This window comes from Kribbella sp. NPDC003557 (assembly GCF_040610805.1).
Taxonomy (GTDB): Bacteria; Actinomycetota; Actinomycetes; order Propionibacteriales; family Kribbellaceae; genus Kribbella.
The window spans coordinates 924,209-945,056 of sequence record NZ_JBEXMY010000002.1; the positions used below are offsets into that span (position 1 = coordinate 924,209).

Genomic DNA, 20,848 nt, shown 5'->3' on the forward strand with positions numbered 1-20,848 from the left:
TCCGAAGACCTGGCACCCAAGGCCACAACCATCAGGATAGCCAGCCAGGACCGGCTCCCCATCCACAAGGGAGTCACCTGATGGCTACGCATGCCCTCGAAGCGGTCGACCTGGTCAAGACGTATCCGGCCGCCCGCAAGAAACCCCGCCTCCGCGCGCTCGACGGTCTCACCGTCAGCGTCCCGGAGGGTGTCGTCCTCGGTCTGCTCGGACCGAACGGCGCCGGGAAGTCCACCACCGTCAAGATCCTCACCACGCTGTCCCGGGCGGACTCCGGCAGCGCCCGGATCGCCGGGTACGACGTGAACCGCGAGCCGGACCAGGTGCGGCACGCGATCGGGTACGTCCCGCAGAAGCCCAGCTCGGATCCGATGGCGACCGGCCTCGAGAATCTGGTGCTGAGCGGACGCATCTTCGGCCTGTCCCGCCAGGAATCCGTGCAGCGCGCCCATGACCTGCTGGAGCGGTTCGGGCTGTCCGACCACGCCGGCCGCCCGGTGCGGACGTACTCCGGCGGCATGCAGCGCAAGCTGGACGTCGCGCTCGGCCTGGTCCACCGGCCGAAGGTGCTGTTCCTCGACGAGCCGACGACCGGTCTCGACCCCGAGGCCCGCACCGACCTGTGGAACGAGGTGCTCCGGCTGTCCGGACAGGAAGGCCTGACCGTGCTGCTGACCACGCACTACCTGGAGGAAGCTGACCGGCTGGCGGGCCAGCTGGCGATCGTCGACCACGGCCGGATCGTCGCCGAGGGCACGCCCGAGGAGCTGAAGGCCGGGCTGCGTGGCGACTCCGTGCAGGTCGAGCTGGTCGATCCGGACCTCGACGGTACGGTCCGTTCGCTGCTCGCACAGCTGCGCGGCGTCGGCGAGGTCCTTGTCGAGGGCAACACTCTGCGTGCCCGGGTCGATCGCGGCGCGACCGCCGTACCGGAAGTCCTGGGAGCCCTTGAGGACAAGGCGATTCCGGTGGTCGCGGTCACGGTGTCACGGCCGTCGCTCGACGACGTGTACCTGCAGCTCACCGGTCGCTCCTTCCGGGTCGAGGAGGAGGCGGCATGATCACGCACACCGGACTCGTTCTCGGGCGCTTCATGCGGGCGTCGTACCGGCAACCGGCGTTGATCGCGTTCACGTTGGTGCAGCCCGCGATCTGGCTGCTGCTGTTCGGGCAGTTGTTCCAGGGCGTCGTCGACCTCCCGGGCTTCAGCGACTCGTCGTACATCGCGTTCCTGACCCCTGGGATCGTGATGATGACGGCGCTGATGACGAGCGGCTGGAGCGGTACGTCGTTCATCCAGGACATGGAGCGCGGCGTCATGGACCGGCTGCTCGCGTCACCGGTCAGCCGCGGCGGACTGATGGCGGGGCAGCTGCTCAGCAACGCGACCACCACGTTCATCCAGACGATCCTGGTGTTCGCGATCGGCATCGCCGCGGGCGCCCGGTACGACGGCGGGCCCGCCGGTTACCTCGTCACGATCGTCGCATCGGTCCTGGTCGGCCTCGCGTTCGGATCACTGTCGAACGCGGTCGCGCTGCTCACCCGTCAGCAGGAGGCGCTGATCGGCATCTTCCAGTTCGTGTCGCTGCCGCTGACGTTCCTGTCGTCGATCATGATCGACCCGACGGTGGCGCCGCACTGGGTGAATGTCGCGGCCCGCTTCAACCCGGTCGACTGGGCCACGATCGCCGCTCGCCAGTCGCTGGCCGCCGACCCGGACTGGTCGTCGGTGGGCCGGCACAGCCTGTACCTGCTGGCTTTCACGCTGATCGTCGGCTGGCTGTCGACGCGGGCGTTCCGCACCTACCAGCGGTCAGTGTGAGGCGTACCAGGGCTTGATGACGTCGTCGATCAGCGCGAGTCGTTCGTCGAAGGGCAGGAACGCGGACTTCATCGCGTTGATCGCGAACCAGCGCAGGTCGTGCAGGCCGTAGCCGAAGGCCTCCGCGAGCAGGGCGAGTTCGCGGCTCATCGACGTGCCGCTCATCAAGCGGTTGTCGGTGTTGACCGTGACCCGGAAGCGGAGCTTGGCGAGCAGGCCGATCGGGTGGTCGGCGATCGACTCGGCCGCGCCGGTCTGCAGGTTGGAGCTAGGGCACATCTCCAGCGGGATCCGCCGGTCCCGGACGTACGCCGCGAGCCGCCCGAGCTCCACCTTGTCGCCGTCGTGGGTGATGTCGTCGATGATCCGGACGCCGTGCCCGAGCCGGTCGGCGCCGCACCACTGGATCGCCTGCCAGATCGACGGCAGGCCGAACGCCTCGCCGGCGTGAATGGTGAAGTGCGCGTTCTCGCGCTGCAGGTACTCGAACGCGTCCAGGTGCCGGGTGGGCGGGAAGCCCGCCTCGGCGCCGGCGATGTCGAAGCCGACCACGCCGGCGTCGCGGTACGCGACCGACAGCTCGGCGATCTCCCGCGAGCGCGCCTTGTGCCGCATCGCGGTCAGCAGTTGCCGCGCGACGATCGGCCGCTCGGCCACCGACATCCCATGCTCGAAACCTTCGCGGACCGCGTCCACGACCTGCTCGAGGGTCAGGCCGCGCGTCAGGTGCTGCTCAGGCGCGTAGCGGACCTCGGCGTACACGACTCCGTCCGCCGCGAGGTCCTGCACGCACTCACTGGCGACCCGCGTGATCGCCTCGGCGGTCTGCATCACCGCGACCGTGTGGTCGAACGTCTCCAGGTACCGCTCCAGCGACCCCGAGTCCGCCGACTCCACGAACCACGCGCCGAGCTCCGCCGCGTCCGTCCGCGGCAGCTGATGCCCGATCTCCCGCGCCAGCTCCAGCACCGTCCCGGGCCGCAGCCCACCGTCCAGATGGTCGTGCAGCAGGACCTTCGGCGCAGCGTTCAACTCCTCAGGCGTGATCATGCGGCCATAGTGCCACCCGGCAAACGTTCAAGACTTGTGTCGGCGGGTGGTGTCATCGTGGAGAAATGGTCCGCCGACTGCGTAACCGTCCCGAGTGGCAGTTCTTCGGAGTTCTGCCGCGGGCCGATCGACGCCTGGCCGCGGCCTGGTGGGTGCTGCTGATCGCCCGTGGTGCGCTGCCGGCGGTCTTCGCGGTCGCCATGGGCCAGGTGGTCGGCGCGGTTCAGCACGGCGCCGCGCTGGGCGGGCCGTTGGCGCTGATGGGTACGACGTTCATCCTGATGCAGGTGCTGACGCCGGTCCACCAGGCCGTCAGCGCCAATCTCGGCAGTCGCGTCGCGGCGTACCTGAACGATGTCCTCGCCAAGGCCTGTGTCGGGCCGCCGGGGATCGGGCATCTCGAGGATCCGGAGCTGAGCGAGGACCTGACCGTCGCGCGCGAGTTCGACCACGGCCAGACCGGTCCGCCGATGTACCTGAACGTCGAGTTCGTCGCGGGCAGCCTGGTCGAGCTCGTCGGCGGCGTCGCGTCGGCGGTGGTGCTGTTCGGGTTCAGTTGGTGGGCGCCGCTGGTGCTGGTCGTCGCCTGGTCCGCGACGCATTGGCTGCTCCGGGAGAGCGGCGTCTGGAAGGACCGCAACACCGCCGAGGTCCGCTCGGCGCAGCGGCACGCCAACTACGCGTACGAGTTGGCGGTCGAACCCGACGCGGCGAAGGAGCTGCGGCTGTTCGGCCTGGCCGACTGGACGGTGCGGCGCTTCACCGAGCGCCGCCGTCGCCTCTTCGAGCTGCAGTACGCCGCGACGCGCCTGCGGGAGCGCCCGATGATCTGGAGCCTGCTGATCATCGCGGTGGCCAACGGTCTGGTGTTCTGGGCGCTCGGGTCGGCGGCGATCGGCGGAAGTCTGCCCGTCGACCGGCTGGTGGTCTACGCGCAGGTCGCGATCGGCGTCGGCATGATCGCGTTCGGCGGGCTGAACTGGGCGCTGGACGGTGCGGCCGCGCCGGTCGCCGCGGTCCACCGGCTGGAGCCCGCGATGGCACCGGCCGGAGCACTGACGCCTGGTACGAAGACGAGCGGACACGGCGCGGTCGGGATCGAGCTGCGCGGCCTCGGATTCGGTTATCCACAGAGCGATCGGCAGGTGTTCGACGGGCTCGACCTGACCGTCCCGCCCGGATCGTCGCTCGCCGTCGTCGGTCAGAACGGCGCCGGCAAGACGACGCTCGCGAAGCTGCTGTGCCGGCTGTACGACCCGGATGCCGGGACGATCCGGATCGACGGCACCGACCTGCGGGACCTCGACGTCGACGCCTGGCGGACGCGGGTGGCCGCGGTCTTCCAGGACTTCCTCCGACTCGAGCTGCCGCTGCGGGACAACGTCGCACCCGCCGGAGCGCCCGAAGCCGACATCCGGGCCGCCCTCGCGGACGCCGGCGCCGCCGATCTGGCCGACCTCGACACCCGGCTGGCGACCGGGTACGGCGACGGCACCGACCTCTCCGGCGGGCAGTGGCAACGCGTCGCGCTGGCGCGAGCCCTGTGCGCGGTCCGGCAGGGCGCGGGACTCGTACTGCTCGACGAACCGACCGCCCAGCTGGACGTTCGCGGCGAGGCGGCGATCTTCGACCGGATCCTGACCGCGACCCGCGACGTCACCACGATCCTCATCTCGCACCGGTTCTCGACGGTGCGGCACGCGGACCGGATCTGCGTCCTGGAGCACGGCCGCGTCGTCGAGCTCGGCAGTCACGACGAGCTGATGGCGCTCGGCGGGCGGTACCGGACGATGTTCGACCTGCAGGCTCAACGCTTCACAGCCGAGGTGGACGAGGAAGGGCTCAGCTATGACACGCTCTGACGATCTCCCTCGTGCGCTGCCGGCGATGTGGCGGCTCTGCAAGCTGGGCTACCAGCACGAGCCGTGGCTGCTGGTCGCCGCCTTCGTGATGACGTTGCTGGCCGCGATACCCGATGCCTTGCTGGCCTTGTGGCTGAAGATCCTCGTGGACGGCGTCCTGGACGGGGACCGAAGCGCCACGCTGCTGGCCTCGACCGGCCTGGCGGTGTCGGTGACCGCGACCTGGTTCCTGCGGACGTTGTCGACGCGGATCTCGCGCCGGTTCCGCGACCGCGTGACGATCATGCTCGAGGCGCATGTCGCCCGGCTGCAGGCGTCCGTCGCGACCGTCGAGCACCACGAGCGGCGTGACTACCTGGACCGGCTGTCCGTGCTGCGCAAGCAGGTCTTCGTGCTCGACCACATGTACATGTCGCTGTTCTCCACCTGCGGCTGGATCCTGCGGCTCGGGGTGACGGTCGCCCTGCTCATGTCGATCCATCCCTCCCTCGCGCTGCTGCTGGTGTTCGCGTTGCCGACGGTTGTCAGCTCCAGCTGGCGTCCGGGCGTCGAGCGCGAGGTCGAGGAGCGGTACTCCGCGCACTACCGGCTCGCCCAGCACCTGTTCAAGACCGCGACCACGGCCACCCCGGGCAAGGAGGTCCGCGTCACCGGGATCGGCGCCGATCTCGTCGCGGGACGCCGCCGCGAATGGGAGCAGTGGTACGCGCCGATGGCCGCCGCACGCTGGGCCAGCGCCGTCTGGCACGGAATCGCGTGGGCGATCTTCGGTGCGGCGTACGTCGGCGCCGTGCTGTTCGTCGCGTCGGGTTTGCAGGGCTCGGTCGGTGACGTGTTGCTGATCCTCGCGGCCGGGGCGCGCCTGTCGGCGTACGTCGGCGCGACCGTCGGCGAGATCGGCTTCCTGCGCGGCATCTGGCTGGACGGCTCGCGAAGGCTCGTCTGGCTGGAGAACTACGCCGCCTCGTTCGACAGCACCGCGGATCAGCCCGCGCCCGACCGGCTCGTCGACGGCATCCGGCTGGACCACGTCTCGTTCTCGTACGCCGGTGCCACGCGTCCCGCGCTCGAAGATGTCGACCTCGACCTCCCGGCCGGCAAGGTGATCGCGGTCGTCGGCGAGAACGGCGCCGGCAAGTCCACGTTGGTGAAGCTGATCTGCAAGCTGTACGAGCCGAGTAGTGGTCAGGTGCTGCTGGACGGCCGGCCGCTGGCCCGGATCCCGGCCGAGGCGTGGCGGTCGAAGATCGCGGGAGCGTTCCAGGACTTCTTCCGGTTCGAGTTCCGCGCCGTGCAGAGCGTCGGCCTCGGAGACCTGCCGCGGCTGGACGACGTACCGGCGGTCACCACCGCGGTCGGCCGGGCCGGCGCGGAGGACGTGCTGGAGCGGCTCGAGTCGGGCTTGGACACCCAGCTCGGGTCGACCTGGCCGGACGGCGCGGAGATCAGCTTCGGTCAGTGGCAGAAGCTGGCGCTCGCCCGCGGGTTCATGCGGGACCGTCCGCTGCTGCTCGTGCTCGACGAGCCGACCGCCGCGTTGGACGCCGAGACCGAGCACGCGCTCTTCGAGCGGTACGCCGCGGCGGCGCGTGACGGCCAGGACGGACGGATCACGATCCTGGTCTCACACCGGTTCTCCACGGTGCGGATGGCCGATCTGATCGTCGTCCTGGACGGCGCTCACGTGGTCGAGACCGGCGACCACGAGGAGCTGATGGCCCTCGACGGTCAGTACGCCGACTTGTACCGGATCCAGGCGGCCGCCTACCACTAGTTGATCTTGAAGACCGGGACGCCCGGCGCGATGTGGCGCAGGACCTCGTCGGGGGAGTTCTTCGAGACGTCGCCGCTGAAGAACATGCCGACCTCCCAGGCCCACTTCTTCAGGTACAGCCGCAGGGCCGGGATCTTGTCGGCGTCCGCGACCTCCTCGGCATGGAACGTCTCCACCTTGCGGCCGAGCTGCAGCCGGCCGGTGCCGCTGGCGCGCAGGTTCTTCACCCACTGGGTGTGGCCGCGCGGGGCGACCAGGTAGCGCTGGCCGTCGATCACCAGCAGGTTCACCGGCGTGCTGCGCCACTCGCCGGACTTGCGGCCCTGGACCGACAGCACCCGGCTGCCCATCAGGCTGAGACCGAGCTTCGTCAGCCGCCCGACGATCCGGTTGAAGACCCGCATGCTGCCCTCGGAGGCGGTGATCACGCGCTTGCTGTCGTAGGTCTGCTGGTACTCGGTCATGGCGGTTCCTTCGGAAGTCTGCGAGAGCGGTGCTCTCTGTTGTGATCAGTGAACATCAGATCGCCGCTCACTGTCAAGAGCACTGCTCTCGATTCTGTGGCACACTGGCCCCATGAACGCCGGACGTACCGCCCGTGAACGTGCCCGGGCCGAGCTGACCGAGGAGATCAAGACGGCGGCCCGGCAGCAGTTGGCGACCGTCGGCGCCGAGGCGCTGTCGCTCCGGGCGGTCTCACGTGAGCTCGGGATGGTGTCGTCGGCGCTCTACCGGTACTTCGCGAGCCGCGACGAGCTGCTGACCGCGCTGATCATCGACGCGTACAACGCGCTCGGCGAGGCGGCCGAGGCGGCGGCCGGCGGGGACGACCTGGTCGAGGAGTGGGTCGCGATCTACACCGCCGTCCGGGAGTGGGCGCGGGCGCATCCGTACGAGTACGCCCTGATCTACGGGTCACCGATCAGCGGGTACCAGGCTCCACAAACCACCGTCCAACCGGCGAGCCGGGTCCCGCTGCTGTTGCTCGGGTTGTTGCAGCGCGCGCACGCGTCCGGCCACCTCGTCGCGCCGCCGGACGCACCGGATCCCAGCGGAGTCCTGGATGATCAGGTGGGGGTGCTGGCCGACTTGGCGCCGGACGTCCCGCGGCCGGTGCTGCTCCGGACCGTGATCGTGTGGACCCAGCTGTTCGGCATGATCAGCTTCGAGCTGTTCGGCCAGCTCGTCGGATCGATGGACCCGGCGGACGAGTTCTTCGCGTCGACGTCGCGGCAGATGGCGGCCTTCGTCGGGCTCAGGTGAAGGCCTTCGGCAGCGGTACGTCGAGCGCCCGCGAGACCCGGCGTACGTAGGTCTCGCGCGGGATCGACACCGCGCCGAGCGTGGCCAGATGGTCGGTGACCCACTGGATGTCGAAGACCCGCTCGGCGGCGTACTCGTCGTTCAGCAGCTCGATCGTGCCCGCGACGGCCGCCTTCGAGCCGTCGGTCTTGTGGTGGAACATCGACTCGCCCGCGAACAGCCCGCCGATCGCGACGCCGTACAGCCCGCCGGCCAGCTCGTCGCCGTCCCAGGCCTCGACCGAGTGCACCCAGCCGAGCCGGTGCAGCTCGGTGTACGAGGCGATGATGTCGCGGTCGATCCACGAGCCTGGCCGGCGCGGATCCGCACACGCGCGGATCACCTGGTCGAACGCGGTGTCGACCCGGATCTCGAACTTGGCGCGCGCCCGCCGCAGCGACCGCGACGGCTGGTAGCCGCCGACCTCGATCACCCCGCGATCGACCGGCGACCACCACAGCACCGATCCGCGATGGTCCGGCATCGGGAACAATCCCCGCCGGTACGCCGCGAGCACGGTCCCCGGCGCGAGGTCGGCCCCACCCGCGACCACGTCACTCCCCCCGGCCACCCCGACCGGCGGAAACTCCCACAACGAAGGCGCAGGTTCGATCGGCACGCGACCATTCTCGCTTAGGGGTGTCTCCCGGTCCGACGCCGTCGCGAGCAGGTGCTCGGCGGAGTGCCTCGGCGAGCTGGAGCGGAGGGGTCGATGTGGTTCATCGTTCCCTTCGCTCCAGCTCGGCGAGGTGCCCGCCGAGTGCCGCGCAGTAGGCGTGGGACCGGGAGACACCCCCTAGGGGACACCAAGGGTTTGTCCCGAGTGGCGAGGGACGGGGAGCCACGTACAGTTGAAGCACGTCCGGGTTCTGACGCGTGGGGCCGGGCGGGAAGGAGCACCGTGGCCGGAGTAGCCAGGTTCGTCGCCAGTAGTCTCGCGCCCGCCGCCCAGCGGTTCGCCCCGACGGCAGCGGGCGGTGTGTTACGCCAGATCCTCGAGGTCGCGATCGACGGGTACCAGCGGTTCCCGGGCGCGGAGCGGATCGCGGACACCAAGCTGGAGCGCTGCGGCGGCGACGTCACCGACGCGATCGAGGCGGTGATCGACCAGCACATCCGGCTGGCCGGCGTGCAGGGTTTCGCGACCAGCATCGGCGGTCTCGTCACGCTGCCGGTCGCGCTGCCCGCCAACCTGACCGGGCTCGCGGTCGTCCAGTGCCGGATGGTCGCGGCGATCGCCCACCTGCGCGGATACGACCTCGACGACCCGCGGGTCCGGACGGCGGTGATCACCTGCCTGCTCGGCGAGGAAGGCGTCACGGACCGGCTCCGCAAGTCGAGCCTGGTCTCGTCCCCGCTGGCGATCGCGACCGCTCCGGTCTTCGACCCGCAGCTGGATCGGCAGATCTCCGGCGAGGTCGTCGCGGAGCTGATCGGCCGGATCAGCGGCAAGCGGATGGCGCTGACCGTCACCCGCCGGGTGCCGCTGCTCGGCGGTGCCGTGGGCGCCGGCGTCGACGGCTGGTCGACGTACCGGGTCGGTCAGTTCGCCGACAAGAGCCTGGTCCGCCGCATCCGCCGCCCGATCGAGCAGTGACGCGCCGTCCTGCCTGACGCCGAGCGGGGGTCAGGCTGACTGGTCGGCGCGCTCCCGGCGGGTGAGCGGGAGCCTGGCGCGGGTGACCTCGTCCGCCGGCGTCTCGACGTACAGGATCAGGTCGGGATGCGCGGACACGGCGAGCTCGGTGATCGTGAAGTGCAGCTCGCCAGCCACCGGGTTCAGGATCCGGCGCAGCCGCGGCGTACAAGCGGCGACCTCGTGGCGTGACCACAGCTGGGCGAACTCGGGGCAGATCGACCGCAGCCGCTCGAGGTCGGTCTCCCAGTCCGGGTCACCGACGTGCTCGCCGTACGCCGACCGCAGCCGGCCGACCAGATACGGGACCTCGGTGTCGTAGTTGAGCAACTGCTGACGGGCCGCGGGCTCGGTGATGATGCACCACAGCAGGTTCTTGTGGATGCAGGGCAGCTGGTGCCAGTCGTGGAACAGGTCGTTGTACGCCCGGTTCGCGCGCACGATGTCGAAGCGCGTGTTGGTGATCACCGCGGGCAGCGGGTCGAGCGCCTCCACGATCTCCTCGAACACCGCCTCGCTCGCACCGTCCGTCGTCCGCGGCAACCGCATCGGCGTGGCCTCGGCCAGCCGGTACAGATGCTCGCGCTCAACCGCCGTCAACCTCAGCGTCGTCGCGACCGCATCCAGCACCTGCCCACTCACATTGATAGGCCGCCCCTGCTCGAGCCAGGTATACCAAGTCACCCCCACCCCGGCCAGCTGCGCCAACTCCTCCCGCCGCAACCCAGGCGTCCGCCGCCTCCCCCCACCCGGCAAGCCGACCTCCTCCGGCGCCACCCGCCCCCGCCGCGCCTTCAAAAACTCCCCAAGCTCAACCCGCTGCCGCTGCCCGCTCACCCAAGCATCCTCACGCCCACCACCGACAGTTCTCAGCCGGCGAGGGCCTGTACTACGCGGCTGGGGGATGGTTTGGCCAGTTGGGTGGCCATCCAGGTGCTGGTGGTGACAAGTTTTTCGAGGTTGACGCCGGTTTCGATGCCGAGGCCGTTGAGTTGCCAGAGGAGGTCTTCGGTGGCGAGGTTGCCGGTCGCGCTCTCGGCGTACGGGCAGCCGCCCAGTCCGCCGGCGGAACTGTCGACCGTGGTCACGCCCTCGCGGAGGGCGGTGAGCGTGTTGGCGAGCGCCTGACCGTACGTGTCGTGGAAGTGGACCGCGAGCTTGTCCGTTCCGACCCCGGCCGCACCGAGCGCGCCGATCAGCGCGACGACCTGACCGGGCGTGGCCACGCCGATCGTGTCGCCCAGCGACAGCTCGTGGCAGCCGAGGTCGATCAGCCGTGCGCCGACCTTGACCACCTGGTCGATCGGTACGTCGCCCTCCCACGGATCGCCGTAACACATCGACACGTACCCGCGCACCGCCAGGCCCTCGGCGAGCGCCCGCTGGATCGTCGGCGTGAACATCGCGAACTGGTCGTCGAGCGTGGAGTTGAGGTTCTTCGCCGCGAACGTCTCGGTCGCGCTCGCGAAGATCGCGATCTCCCGGACCCCGGCGGCGAGCGCACGGTCGAGGCCGCGCTCGTTCGGCACCAGGACAGGGGCGCGGACACCCTCCGGCAGCTCCAGCTGGTCGAGCAGCTCGGCGGCGTCGGCCAGCTGGGGGACCCATTTCGGATGGACGAAACTGGTCGTCTCGACCGTCGTCAGCCCCGCGTCGACCAGTCGCCGGATGAACTCGGCCTTGACCGCGACGTCGACGACCGCCGACTCGTTCTGCAACCCGTCCCGCGGTCCGACCTCGTAGATCGTGACCCGATCCGGCAGTCCCTCGGCCTTCACCAGCTGCGGTTCGCGCATCCTGCTGCCTCCTCGGAGGGCGTCGTCGAGCGTGCCCGCGGGGTCTCCGCGACAATGCTCGGTGATGACATCTCTTGCTGCCATTCTGCGGGGCGTCGAGCGCGGCGTGTTCCCGCCCCCGGATCTCGGGCTCACCGTCGTCCCCGCGCCGTCCGGCCGGGAGTCGTGCGTGGTCGCGTTCACCGGCCACATCGTCATCGCCGCGGACGTCGATCCGGCCTGGGTCACGGAGCGGATCCCGGACGGCGACCTGTGTGCGCCGACGAACCCGCCGTTCCTCGCCGCGCTGGAGGAGTTCAGCGGCCGCCGGGTCAGCTCGATCGACGCGATGCTGCTCGCCCCGGCCCTCGCCGACCCGGCCGAGCGTGCCGCCGCGACCACAGGACTGACCGAACTCGCGGATCACGACCACCCCCGGGTCGAACGCGCCCTGCGGTACCGCGACGACGTCCGGGTGTACGCCGACATGCACGGCGGGCTCGTGGTGATCGGCCGCGGCCTGGCCGGGCGACTGGAATGCGCGATCGAGGTCCCGCCGGACGCCCGCGGACACGGGTACGGCCGACGGCTGGCCTCGGCGGCCCGGGCGTTGATCGCGCCGGACGCGTCGATCTGGGCCCAGGTCACGCCGGGCAATGCGGCGTCGCTGCGCACCTTCCTCGCGGCCGGCTACCAGCCCGTGGGATCCGAGGCCCTGCTGCTGAAGTGACCACTGGGTGAACAGATCGTTGCTACCAGCACCCAATCCACACCTGTGGACAACTCTGTGGACAAGCCCGATTCAGGCCGGCCGGCGGTGATATCGGGGATCCCGGCCGGCGTAGAAGGTCGTGCGGTAGATGCCGCGGATGATCTCCGCCTCGTACCCGTCGAGCTCGGGCATCCCCAGCTCGCGGGCGATCGCCAGCTCGGCCTGCGCGTCGTACGGGACGCGGACGAACTGGATCGAGAACGGCGCCGGCTCGGGTGAGTCCAGGACGCCCTCGAGGATCACGTATCCGGGTGTCGGATCACCGAGGCTGTTGCCGACCGAGCCGGTGTTGAACAGGATCCGCCCGCGGTCCTCCTCGTAGAACGGGTCGTGAATGTCGGCGTACCCAACGATCGCCGGCACCGGCCCGTCGCCGGTCGCCGGGGTGTTCTCGAAGAAGCTCGCGTACTGCGTTTCGTCATGATCGAACACGATCCGGTGGTGAACACTCGTCGACGAGGCGTGGAACAGCCGCACCTGCCGCCCACTCAGCAGGAAGTCATGGCAGAACGGCAGCCCACGCAGCCACCCCCACTGGTCTTCCCGGAGCTCGTTCTTCCACCACCGCAGACCTTCGCTGTCCTCGGACCGCTCGGGATCCGGCAGGAAGTCGTCCCAGTTCCCCAGGATGTTCACCTCGCACACCTCCCGGCACCGGTCGACCACCGCCTGCCCGCGCGGCCCCTTCCCCACGTAGTCCCCGAGATTGAACACCCGCCCGATCCCGCGCTCCCCGAGATCCGCCAGCACCGCCTCCAGCGCCGTCAGGTTCCCGTGCACATCGGAGATCAGCGCAATTCGATCCATACGCGCCATGCTTTCATCCCGGTGGACCGCGGGGGGTGGCGTCACCAACCGCCGGAGGGACCTGCGTCTCCGGTCGTGGAACCGGCTGGGACTTTCTGGCCGGCGTGCGGCCCGGACGGGCTTGTCCGGCCGCCTGAGCTTCGGCTGTTCCCACGGCCGCCGGACGGTCGGCTGCCACTTGACCGCGGCATGGACGCCCCGGAACTACCACCGCCGGCTTCACCTGCGGAGTGCGCGGCCGCCCCGGCGAACGCTCCAGCAGCCTTGCGAGCCGCGGCCGCACCGACCCCGGCCGGCCCCAACGCCGCCCCACCCGCAGCCTTGGCACCCGCGGTCGCCGCACCGCTGGCCCCCGCACCCGACGCGCCGGCCCCCGACGCCCCGGCACTGCCCCCGCCGGATGCCCCTGCGCGGCCACCGCCACGCGAGGTCGGGCCGACGGTGATCGCGCCCGACGCGAGCGAGCCCATGTCGGGCCCGACGCTTCCCATCCCTGCTGATCCGCCCGAGACCGCCGCCGTCAGCGGCACCGCGAAGCGCAGCAACGCCGGCAGAGCGAGGATCGCAAGCATCATCATCATGACGCCGGTGAGGGACTGCAGCAGCCCGGAACTGTCCGGACCGAGCATCTTCTCCTGCTTGAGCTTGATCGCTGCCGCGTAGATCAGCGCCGCGGCCGGTTTGTAAGCGATGAAACCGAGCGTCCACGCGCAGTACTTCTTGAACCACGCCTTGCCGGCCTCGGTGTTGGTCGCCGCGGCGGCGAGCGGCAGCGTCGAGCCGAGAAGCACCAGCATCGCCGACCGGATCAGCATCAACACGATCTGGATCAGCGAGGCCCACGCCGACAATTGGCCGAGAAGCAACAGCATCAGCACGGACTTGAGCACGTTCCCCTGACCGCCTCCGGTATCGGACGGCTCGGTGACCATGGCCTTCATGGCGTCCACGAAGGTGTCCTTCCCGATCGCGTCGCCGACGACGCTCAGCGCGAACTGATCCGACCAGGCGATCAGGAGCTGCATCGCCGCCGTGCCCGCGCCGCAGACGACCACGAACGTCAGCATCGCCTTCAGAAGGTCCTGCACCGGCTTGGCCCGTTGCTCCCACGCCATCCGGATGCCGGCGATGACGATCGCGAGCGCGAAGATCGTCAAGGTCAGGCCGAGCGTCTTCTCATGGACGAACGCGACCGTCTTGCTGTCGGTCCATGTCTGGCCGTCGGCAGAAGGAGTCGCCAGCGTGACCGGAGTCTTCGGCTTGACCCAGAACGTCGCCAGCGAGTTCAGGACCGTCGAGAAGAAGTCCGTCGTGATGCGCTCGGCATTCGCGATGCCGTTGCTGGCGACGGACTGGACCGCATCCGTCACGTGGCACTTCATGTCCATCGGTGAGCACATCAGATACCACTCCACTTCACGAAGTCGCCGAGGTCGCGGTGCTGGGAGAAGGGGGCGCCGACGGCTTCGCCGGGCGGTGGGGGCTGGAGGCGCCAGTCGCCCTGGTGCCAGACCAGGGTCAGGTTGGCGCTCATGTAGACGGACTCGACCGGCATCGCGAGCATGACGGTCACACGATCCTGGCCGGCGTCGATGATTCGGTAGCCGACGACCTGGACGGTTGAGGGGTCGCCGGAGGGGGCTGCGGTCGCGACCTGGCGGAGCAGACTGTCGGTCGCCGGCCCGGGCACCATCAGCTTCGTCACCGTCGGGACGAGCTTGCTCTGGTCCGCGATGGCGGCGATCGCGCTGTACGCCGCGTAGACCGCGCCCGTCGGCGAGTGGGCGAAGCAGTGCCGGAAGCCGTCGGTGTCGGTCTTGCCAGGCCCATAGGTCGACGAGTGCGGCACGACGACCCGCCGGCTGACGTCCCAACTGTCGGCCGCGGGCGCCGTCGACGGAACAGCCTGGTCGCCGGCGGGAAGGCCGCAAGCGCTCGTCTGCCTCTTGTCTGTGCCGTTGGTCTCTGCCGCTCCCGCGCTGGATGTGGCGGGGGCCGGCGCTGGCTCGTCGGTGGGCTGTGCCGAGGTCGAGGCGGCCGGCGGCTGGGCCGCGGCACTCGCCGGGGTGGCCCCGTGCCCGCTCGCGAAGATGATGACGACGCCGCAGATCAGCACAGCACCGACGACGATGCAGGCCGCGATGAAACCGGCGCCGTACGGCGACTTCTGGTCCTGGTCCTTGCTCATCCGACTCCCCGCTCCGTTTGGTTCACAACCTCACGGATCAAGGCTCGCAAAAATCGCCGGACCGCCGCGGAAGTTATCCACAGGCCCGGGAAGTCAGCTCCCGGGGCTCGTGTATCTCGGCATCATCTTGGTGAAGAAGGAGTAGCCCAGGACGAAGACCGCGGCCCCGGCGAGCGGGGAGAGGGTGGTCAGCCAGGTGGGAAGCGGGACGTCGGCGGTGCGGCCGAGGAGGACTGTCGCAGGAAGGAAGGAGATGAAGGCCATCGGGACGAGCGTGCAGAAGGCATAGAAGGTCGCCCGGCCGAACATGGTCAGCGGGTAGCCGGAGAACTGGGTGATCGAGTTGTCGGCGAAGATCCGGAGGGAGAACGTGGAGGTGGCGACGAAGGAGAGGCCGCAGAAGAAGGTCTGGATACCGGTCTCGACCAGGCTCCCGCCGACGACCGCGAGCAGTAGGTAGCCGACCTTCGCCGCGGTCCAGTCGACCGGTGCCTGCCAGCTGAAGATGATCAGCGCGCCGGCGCCGAGCAGCGCGTCGCCGAGCGACATCAGCGGGAACCACCGCGTGACCAGCTGCAGGAACGGGTTCACCGGTCGCAACAGAACCCGGTCGAACTCGCCGTCCCGGACCATCTCGTCGAGCAGCCGCAGCGACCCGAACGGGACGACATAGAGGGCGTGTGACGCGAGCCGCATCGCGAACACGAACGCGATCTCCGGGAAGCCCCAGCCCGCGATCAGACCGAACTTCCCGAGGAGGACACCGAGGAACAGCAACTGCGTGCCCTGGTACGCGACCCCGCCCATCAGGGTGGTCCAGAAGTTCACCCGGTACTGCAACTGCGCCCGCAGGGCGGCGCGTTCGAGGATGACGTACTGGCGCAACCACGTCTGCTCAGCCACCCTGCACCACCACCCGGTGGCGCGCCCGCCGCCACACCAACTCGAGGAGGACGACCAGCACGACCACCCACGCGAGCTGTACGGCGACCAGCGCCACGGCCTCGCCGCCGCGCGTCTGACCGAGGTAGATCGACACGGGTGTGTACACCTGCGCCTGGAACGGCAGCCATTCGACCGACGCCCGCAACCAGCCGGGCATGAACCACAACGGAATCAGCGACCCCGAGAGGAACGCGCTCCCGAACCGGTACACGATCAACGGCCCACTGACCTCGAACGTCCAGAACGTCACCATCGACACGATCAGGTTGCACAGCATCGCGACCACCACACCGCCGGCCGTCGCCACGACCGACAGGAGTCCCGCCGCCCACCCGGGCGGAAGCATCAGCGCACCGAGGAGCCCCGCGGCGGCGAGGCCGATCGCGCCGAGAGGCAGGCGGGCGAGCAGTACGCCGAGGTTCTGCCCGAACACTTGCCACATCAGGCCGAGCGGCCGGGTCAGGTCGGTCGCGATCTGTCCGTTCCGGATCCGCATCGGCAACGAGGAGAACTGCCACGGAAGGAGCACCGATTGCAGGCACGCCGCGATCGCCGCGTAGGCGACAGCCGTCCGGGCGTCGACGCCGTCGACCGGGCCACGCCCGGAGTACACGATCCGCCAGACCGCGATCGCCAGCACGACCTGGATGACCAGCGTGACCGCACCGGTGACCAGATCACCGCGATAGATCAGGACGGATCGCGTGCCCGCCCGGGTCATCCCGCGGAATGCCCTGAGCTGCGTTGCCGTGCTCACGTCAGCAAGCCGTCGTACAGCTGGGAGATCACATCGGTCAGTCGTGGATCGACGATGGACAACTCGTCCACCTGGTACACCTGCGACGCCCGCGCGATCAGCTCGGGGGTGGTGATCTCCCGCGGGTCGAAACGCAGGACGACGCTGCGGTCCGGGTACGGGAGGACGGTGCCGACGGCGCCGGCGTCGACCTCGGTCGCGAACGGGATGTCAGCAACGCGGCGGATACTGCGCTCCGCCAGCGTGAGGACGAGGAAGCGGTACGGCATGAAGCGTTCCTTCAGCCGGGCCAGGTCGCCGTCGTACAGGACGGTGCCCGAGTCGATCACGATGATGCGCTGGCACAGCCGCTCGACGTCGTCCATGTCGTGCGTCGTCAGCACCACTGTCGTGCCGGCGGACCGGTTGGTCTCGGCGATGAACTCGGTCAGCCGGGCCTTCGCGACCACGTCCAGGCCGACGGTCGGCTCGTCCAGGAAGAGGATCGACGGCTCGTGCAGCATCGCGGCGACCAGATCGCCGCGCATCCGCTGGCCGAGCGACAGCGAGCGCACCGGCGTGTCCAGGAAGTCGGACAGGTCGAGCAGTTCGGTGAACAGGCCGACACGTTTGCGGTAGGTCGACCGGTCGAGGTCGTAGAGATCCGCGAGTACCTCGAAGGAGTCCCGGAGCGGAAGGTCGTACCAGAGCTGGGTTCGCTGCCCGAACACCACGCCGATGTTGCGGGCGTTCCGGGCACGGTCGCGGCAGGGCTCCAGACCGGCGACCCGACAGACGCCGGACGTCGGGGTGAGGATGCCGGTGAGCATCTTGATCGTGGTCGACTTGCCGGCGCCGTTCGGGCCGAGGTACCCGACGAGTTCGCCGGGCTCGATCTCGAAGTTCACCCCGTTCACCGCGCGGGTGGTGTCGCGCTTGGTGCTGAACAGCGCCCGCAACCGCGGCAACCGGCCTTCCAGTACGACGGGTCTGCTGAACTCCTTGACGAGCTCGGCCGCCTCGATCACCGCCATGCGTACCCTCCCCAGCGAGTGCGTCCGGTCATGGTCCCACCGTTGCGGCAGCGACGCAGGTTGAATTTCACCGTTCTAGACCAGTTGGGCCGCAGCGTGTCGGTTACGCTCAGGAGGCTTACGATTAGGGGTCGATCTGTAGCCGAAAGGTCACCCCGTGTAGCGAAGTGACCTAGTCAGCTAATAGAGTCCGCGCATGACCATCGCGCCTTCGCTTTGCTCGCCCCTAGCGCTCGCCGATGCAGAACCCACTCGCGCCGCCGAACCCTGGGAAAGCGACGTGCTGACGGCCTACGGGTTGTTGCGAGAAGCAGCAGCCGAGCTGGATCACCTGATGCGCCATTCCCTGAAGCGCAGTGGACTGCAAATGGCAATGTTCGAACTGTTGCTGCGGCTCGCCCGCAGCCACGGTGAGAAGCAGCGTCTGACCTCCCTCGCCCGGGAGTTGACCGTCACCACCGGCGGCATCACCCGACTGGTCGACCGAGCCGAGAACCTCGGCCTGGTTCGCCGGGAGCCGTGCCCTGACGACGCCCGCGGCTCGTTCGCGGTCCTGACCGAGGAGGGGAAGCGGCGGCTGCGCGAAGCACTGCCGGATCACCTGCTCGAGATCGACAGCCTCTGGATGTCCCAGTTGGCCGACGAGCGGGACGTCGTCCTCGGCAAGCTCCGCCGGGTCCGGGACAACGCCCGCCGCTGGCCGAACGGCCGCCCGGGCCTCGGGCCGATCACGCCCGACCGGATCTGACCAACTTCACAACTACACAAAGCATTACCCGCGACTAACGGATGGGGCGCCCGACTGGTGTCGGGCGCCCCGTCGCGCAATGGTTGAGAAGTGAAACAACCCGCAGACCAGCCCCCCACCAGCACCACGCCCCACGAGGCCAACGGTCGCGGCGGGCTTGGCGGGGAAACCGACAGCCAGGCGACCGGCGAGGCCGGCGCTGCCGGGGCAACCGCCGCTCAGGCGGCCGGTGGGGTGCGGGGTGTGGCTCGGGGGGTTTGGTGGCGGGGGGCGGTTGGTGGGGTTTTGGCTGCTTTGGCGGGGTTGGCTGTGGGGAGTGTTGTTGCGGGGGTGTTGGGGACTCCGCAGACGCCGGTGGTGGCGATCGGGTCGGCGTTCATCGATCGGGTGCCGCCTTGGTTGAAGGATCTGGCGATCTCCTGGTTCGGGACGCATGACAAGACTGCGCTCCGGGTCGGGATCCTGATTGTTGTCGCGGTGCTTGCCGCTGTGGGCGGGATGCTTGCCGTACGGCGGTACTGGGCCGGCGCCCTGATCACCGTGGCGCTCGCCGGGGTCGCGGTCGCGGCAGCGGTGACCCGCGCCGACTCCGGCCAGACCGGGTTCCTTCCCTCCGCGCTCGCCGGTGTCACCGCGCTGATCATCCTGAGACTGTTCAGCCGCCGCCTCGAACCACTGCTCGACTTCCCCGACGACGGCGTCAGCCGCCGCGGGTTCCTGCAATTGTCGGCCGGCGTCGCGCTCGGCTCCGCCGCGGTCGCCGTGGCCGGCAACATCGTCGGCGGGAACCGTGCCGCCGTGGCAGACGCCCGCAAGCAGCTCCGCCTTCCCCAGCCGCCGACCCTGGCCCCGCCCGCCGGTGTCCAGGCCGAGGGCGCCGTACCGTGGGCGACGCCGAACGTGGACTTCTACCGCATCGACACCGCCCTCTCGGTGCCGCAGATCGTGCCCGCGGACTGGAAACTCCGCATCCACGGCATGGTCGACCGCGAACTCACCCTGACCTTCGACGACCTGCTCAAGCGCCAGGTCATCCACAAGTGGGTCACGCTGACCTGCGTCAGCAACGAGGTCGGCGGCGACCTGATCGGCAACGCGTTGTGGTCCGGCGTCCTGCTGAAGGACCTGCTCGAGGAGGCTGGTCCGGCGAAGGACGCCGATGCGATCCAGTCGATGTCGAAGGACGGGTTCACCGCCGGTACGCCGCTGCCGACGCTGCTCGACGACCGGCAGGCGATGCTCGCGTTCGCGATGAACGGCGAGCCGCTGCCGGTGGAGCACGGATTCCCGGTGCGCATCGTCGTCCCCGGGCTGTACGGCTACGTGTCGGCGACGAAGTGGCTGGTGGACATCGAGGTGACGCGGTTCGACCGGTTCGAGGCGTACTGGACGCCGCGCGGCTGGTCGGAGCTCGGCCCCATCAAGTTGTCGTCGCGGATCGATACCCCACTCGGGAAGAAGGTCGACCCGGGACCGGTCACGGTCGCGGGCGTGGCCTGGGACCAGCACGTCGGGGTGTCCAAGGTCGAGGTCCGCGTCGATGGGGGCCCTTGGCAACAAGCCACGTTGGCCACCGACCCGTCGATCGACACCTGGCGGCAGTGGCACTGGACGTGGAACGCGACGGGAGGCACGCATCTGCTGCAGGTACGCGCGTTCGACGCGGAGGGCAATCCGCAGATCGAGGCCTCCGCGCCGCCGGCCCCGGACGGCTCGACCGGCTTGCACACGGTCAGCGTGAAGGTCGGCTGACCGCTTCCAGCACCATCGGCAGGAACGTGTGCTCGAGCGAGCCCGCCGGCACCTTCCGCGGCTCGAGCAGGCTCTGCGAGCGAGCCCCCTCGTGCAGCGCGATCACCATCCGGACGAACTGCTCCGCCGGCACCGTCAATTCCAGCCCACCCGTCTCGGCGATCTGCTCGACGAGCCGGGTCAGGCTCTCGCGGAACATCGCGCGCTGCTTGTTCAGCGCCTGCGCCGCCTCCGGATCGCGCAGTGCGTGCAGCGTGAACTCGGCCGAGATCAGATGCCACTGCCGCTGGTCCGCCGCGGCCTCGTCGAGCAGCCCCAGGACGGCGTCCAGCAGTGTGCCGGGCTGCGTGCCGAGGTCGGGGAGCAGCGCCTCGATCTGCTCCAGCAGGCGGTCGGTCGTGGCCTGGAACAGCGCGAGGACCAACTCGTCCTTGGATCCGAAGTTCGAGTAGAAGGCGCCGCGGGTGAATCCGGCCCGCTCGCAGATGTCCTCCACCGACGCGCCGTGGAAGCCGCGCTCGGCGAACACCTCCAGGGCTCCCTCGAGAAGTCGGGCCCGGGTGTTGGAGCGGCGGCGCTTGGGCGGTTCCATAGGAGTAGGATACAGTTCTGTATTGAATACACAACCGTATTGAACGGGGA

21 protein-coding genes are annotated in these 20,848 nt (G+C 69.5%); 9 read left to right on the top strand and 12 right to left on the bottom strand.

Annotated elements, in window-relative coordinates; all coding sequences use genetic code 11:
• The first annotated feature begins 80 nt into the window (after nt 1-80).
• A complete protein-coding gene (locus ABZW60_RS10410) occupies nt 81-1,061 on the top strand; it encodes an ATP-binding cassette domain-containing protein (RefSeq protein WP_355475465.1) in 981 nt (326 codons plus the stop codon).
• Entirely contained in the window at nt 1,058-1,825 is a 768-nt protein-coding gene (locus tag ABZW60_RS10415) for an ABC transporter permease (RefSeq protein ID WP_355475466.1), read from the top strand. The genes ABZW60_RS10410 and ABZW60_RS10415 overlap by 4 nt, the downstream gene beginning before the upstream one ends.
• Here the strand turns inward: ABZW60_RS10415 and ABZW60_RS10420 are convergent.
• On the bottom strand, nt 1,817-2,875 hold the full coding sequence (locus ABZW60_RS10420) for an adenosine deaminase (RefSeq protein ID WP_355475467.1): 1,059 nt from the start codon (nt 2,873-2,875) through the stop codon (nt 1,817-1,819). The two genes, ABZW60_RS10415 and ABZW60_RS10420, sit on opposite strands and share 9 nt — an antisense overlap.
• Nucleotides 2,876-2,940: 65 nt before the next feature.
• Between ABZW60_RS10420 and ABZW60_RS10425 the strand changes: the two genes are divergently transcribed.
• Entirely contained in the window at nt 2,941-4,737 is a 1,797-nt protein-coding gene (locus ABZW60_RS10425; protein ID WP_355475468.1) for an ABC transporter ATP-binding protein, read from the top strand.
• Nucleotides 4,724-6,511, top strand: coding sequence for an ABC transporter ATP-binding protein (locus ABZW60_RS10430; protein ID WP_355475469.1), 1,788 nt, complete (start codon nt 4,724-4,726; stop codon nt 6,509-6,511). Before ABZW60_RS10425 ends, ABZW60_RS10430 begins: the two co-directional genes overlap by 14 nt.
• Here the strand turns inward: ABZW60_RS10430 and ABZW60_RS10435 are convergent.
• The gene (locus tag ABZW60_RS10435; protein ID WP_355475470.1) at nt 6,508-6,975 is read right to left on the bottom strand and encodes a nitroreductase family deazaflavin-dependent oxidoreductase; all 468 of its coding nucleotides are present in this window, start codon (nt 6,973-6,975) and stop codon (nt 6,508-6,510) included. The genes ABZW60_RS10430 and ABZW60_RS10435 overlap by 4 nt on opposite strands.
• A 112-nt stretch (nt 6,976-7,087) precedes the next feature.
• Here ABZW60_RS10435 and ABZW60_RS10440 point away from each other — a divergent pair, with 112 nt between their 5' ends.
• Nucleotides 7,088-7,774 (top strand): TetR/AcrR family transcriptional regulator, encoded by a 687-nt coding sequence (locus ABZW60_RS10440; RefSeq protein ID WP_355475471.1) that lies wholly within the window; start codon nt 7,088-7,090, stop codon nt 7,772-7,774.
• Here ABZW60_RS10440 and aat read toward each other — a convergent pair.
• A complete protein-coding gene (gene aat, locus ABZW60_RS10445) occupies nt 7,767-8,432 on the bottom strand; it encodes a leucyl/phenylalanyl-tRNA--protein transferase (protein ID WP_355475472.1) in 666 nt (221 codons plus the stop codon). The genes ABZW60_RS10440 and aat overlap by 8 nt on opposite strands.
• Before the next feature lie 282 nt (nt 8,433-8,714).
• Between aat and ABZW60_RS10450 the strand changes: the two genes are divergently transcribed.
• Nucleotides 8,715-9,410, top strand: a complete 696-nt coding sequence (locus tag ABZW60_RS10450) for an EcsC family protein (protein WP_355475473.1) — start codon at nt 8,715-8,717, stop codon at nt 9,408-9,410.
• A gap of 30 nt (nt 9,411-9,440) precedes the next feature.
• Here ABZW60_RS10450 and ABZW60_RS10455 read toward each other — a convergent pair whose 3' ends face one another.
• Nucleotides 9,441-10,286 (bottom strand): helix-turn-helix transcriptional regulator, encoded by an 846-nt coding sequence (locus ABZW60_RS10455; protein ID WP_355475474.1) that lies wholly within the window; start codon nt 10,284-10,286, stop codon nt 9,441-9,443.
• A 32-nt stretch (nt 10,287-10,318) separates the two neighbouring features.
• A complete protein-coding gene (locus ABZW60_RS10460) occupies nt 10,319-11,245 on the bottom strand; it encodes a hydroxymethylglutaryl-CoA lyase (RefSeq protein ID WP_355475475.1) in 927 nt (308 codons plus the stop codon).
• A 64-nt stretch (nt 11,246-11,309) separates the two neighbouring features.
• On the opposite strand from ABZW60_RS10460, the gene ABZW60_RS10465 reads away from it, so the two are divergent.
• Complete coding sequence (locus tag ABZW60_RS10465; protein WP_355475476.1) at nt 11,310-11,954, top strand: GNAT family N-acetyltransferase; 645 nt, start codon at nt 11,310-11,312, stop codon at nt 11,952-11,954.
• A 72-nt stretch (nt 11,955-12,026) separates the two neighbouring features.
• Here the strand turns inward: ABZW60_RS10465 and ABZW60_RS10470 are convergent, their stop codons facing one another.
• The 6 genes from ABZW60_RS10470 to ABZW60_RS10495 form a co-directional block, all read right to left on the bottom strand.
• The gene (locus tag ABZW60_RS10470; RefSeq protein WP_355475477.1) at nt 12,027-12,803 is read right to left on the bottom strand and encodes a metallophosphoesterase family protein; all 777 of its coding nucleotides are present in this window, start codon (nt 12,801-12,803) and stop codon (nt 12,027-12,029) included.
• 41 nt (nt 12,804-12,844) lie between these two features.
• Nucleotides 12,845-14,173, bottom strand: a complete 1,329-nt coding sequence (locus ABZW60_RS10475) for a type IV secretion system protein (RefSeq protein WP_355475478.1) — start codon at nt 14,171-14,173, stop codon at nt 12,845-12,847.
• 29 nt (nt 14,174-14,202) lie between these two features.
• Nucleotides 14,203-14,991, bottom strand: a complete 789-nt coding sequence (locus ABZW60_RS10480; RefSeq protein WP_355475479.1) for a hypothetical protein — start codon at nt 14,989-14,991, stop codon at nt 14,203-14,205.
• A 93-nt stretch (nt 14,992-15,084) separates the two neighbouring features.
• Nucleotides 15,085-15,894, bottom strand: a complete 810-nt coding sequence (locus tag ABZW60_RS10485; RefSeq protein ID WP_355475480.1) for an ABC-2 family transporter protein — start codon at nt 15,892-15,894, stop codon at nt 15,085-15,087.
• A complete protein-coding gene (locus ABZW60_RS10490; protein WP_355475481.1) occupies nt 15,887-16,693 on the bottom strand; it encodes an ABC-2 family transporter protein in 807 nt (268 codons plus the stop codon). The genes ABZW60_RS10485 and ABZW60_RS10490 overlap by 8 nt, the downstream gene beginning before the upstream one ends.
• Nucleotides 16,690-17,706, bottom strand: a complete 1,017-nt coding sequence (locus ABZW60_RS10495; RefSeq protein ID WP_355475482.1) for an ATP-binding cassette domain-containing protein — start codon at nt 17,704-17,706, stop codon at nt 16,690-16,692. Before ABZW60_RS10495 ends, ABZW60_RS10490 begins: the two co-directional genes overlap by 4 nt.
• Nucleotides 17,707-17,902: 196 nt before the next feature.
• On the opposite strand from ABZW60_RS10495, the gene ABZW60_RS10500 reads away from it, so the two are divergent.
• Together ABZW60_RS10500 and ABZW60_RS10505 are read left to right on the top strand one after the other, a co-directional pair.
• Nucleotides 17,903-18,454 (top strand): MarR family transcriptional regulator, encoded by a 552-nt coding sequence (locus tag ABZW60_RS10500; RefSeq protein WP_355475483.1) that lies wholly within the window; start codon nt 17,903-17,905, stop codon nt 18,452-18,454.
• Nucleotides 18,455-18,784: 330 nt separating this feature from the next.
• Nucleotides 18,785-20,206 carry a molybdopterin-dependent oxidoreductase gene (locus ABZW60_RS10505; RefSeq protein ID WP_355475484.1) on the top strand — a complete coding sequence of 474 codons (1,422 nt, stop codon included), beginning with the start codon at nt 18,785-18,787 and terminating at the stop codon, nt 20,204-20,206.
• Here the strand turns inward: ABZW60_RS10505 and ABZW60_RS10510 are convergent.
• Nucleotides 20,187-20,798 (bottom strand): TetR/AcrR family transcriptional regulator, encoded by a 612-nt coding sequence (locus ABZW60_RS10510; RefSeq protein WP_355475485.1) that lies wholly within the window; start codon nt 20,796-20,798, stop codon nt 20,187-20,189. The two genes, ABZW60_RS10505 and ABZW60_RS10510, sit on opposite strands and share 20 nt — an antisense overlap.
• Nucleotides 20,799-20,848 lie beyond the last annotated feature (50 nt).

What these genes read in the sequence shown, in the direction of transcription:
- ABZW60_RS10410 (WP_355475465.1), top strand. Translation starts at nt 81, where the DNA reads ATGGCTACGCATGCCCTCGAAGCGGTCGACCTGGTCAAGACGTATCCG.
- ABZW60_RS10415 (WP_355475466.1), top strand. Translation starts at nt 1,058, where the DNA reads ATGATCACGCACACCGGACTCGTTCTCGGGCGCTTCATGCGGGCGTCG.
- ABZW60_RS10420 (WP_355475467.1), bottom strand. Translation starts at nt 2,875, where the DNA reads ATGATCACGCCTGAGGAGTTGAACGCTGCGCCGAAGGTCCTGCTGCAC.
- ABZW60_RS10425 (WP_355475468.1), top strand. Translation starts at nt 2,941, where the DNA reads ATGGTCCGCCGACTGCGTAACCGTCCCGAGTGGCAGTTCTTCGGAGTT.
- ABZW60_RS10430 (WP_355475469.1), top strand. Translation starts at nt 4,724, where the DNA reads ATGACACGCTCTGACGATCTCCCTCGTGCGCTGCCGGCGATGTGGCGG.
- ABZW60_RS10435 (WP_355475470.1), bottom strand. Translation starts at nt 6,975, where the DNA reads ATGACCGAGTACCAGCAGACCTACGACAGCAAGCGCGTGATCACCGCC.
- ABZW60_RS10440 (WP_355475471.1), top strand. Translation starts at nt 7,088, where the DNA reads ATGAACGCCGGACGTACCGCCCGTGAACGTGCCCGGGCCGAGCTGACC.
- ABZW60_RS10460 (WP_355475475.1), bottom strand. Translation starts at nt 11,245, where the DNA reads ATGCGCGAACCGCAGCTGGTGAAGGCCGAGGGACTGCCGGATCGGGTC.
- ABZW60_RS10465 (WP_355475476.1), top strand. Translation starts at nt 11,310, where the DNA reads ATGACATCTCTTGCTGCCATTCTGCGGGGCGTCGAGCGCGGCGTGTTC.
- ABZW60_RS10470 (WP_355475477.1), bottom strand. Translation starts at nt 12,803, where the DNA reads ATGGATCGAATTGCGCTGATCTCCGATGTGCACGGGAACCTGACGGCG.
- ABZW60_RS10480 (WP_355475479.1), bottom strand. Translation starts at nt 14,991, where the DNA reads ATGAGCAAGGACCAGGACCAGAAGTCGCCGTACGGCGCCGGTTTCATC.
- ABZW60_RS10495 (WP_355475482.1), bottom strand. Translation starts at nt 17,706, where the DNA reads ATGGCGGTGATCGAGGCGGCCGAGCTCGTCAAGGAGTTCAGCAGACCC.
- ABZW60_RS10500 (WP_355475483.1), top strand. Translation starts at nt 17,903, where the DNA reads ATGACCATCGCGCCTTCGCTTTGCTCGCCCCTAGCGCTCGCCGATGCA.
- ABZW60_RS10510 (WP_355475485.1), bottom strand. Translation starts at nt 20,798, where the DNA reads ATGGAACCGCCCAAGCGCCGCCGCTCCAACACCCGGGCCCGACTTCTC.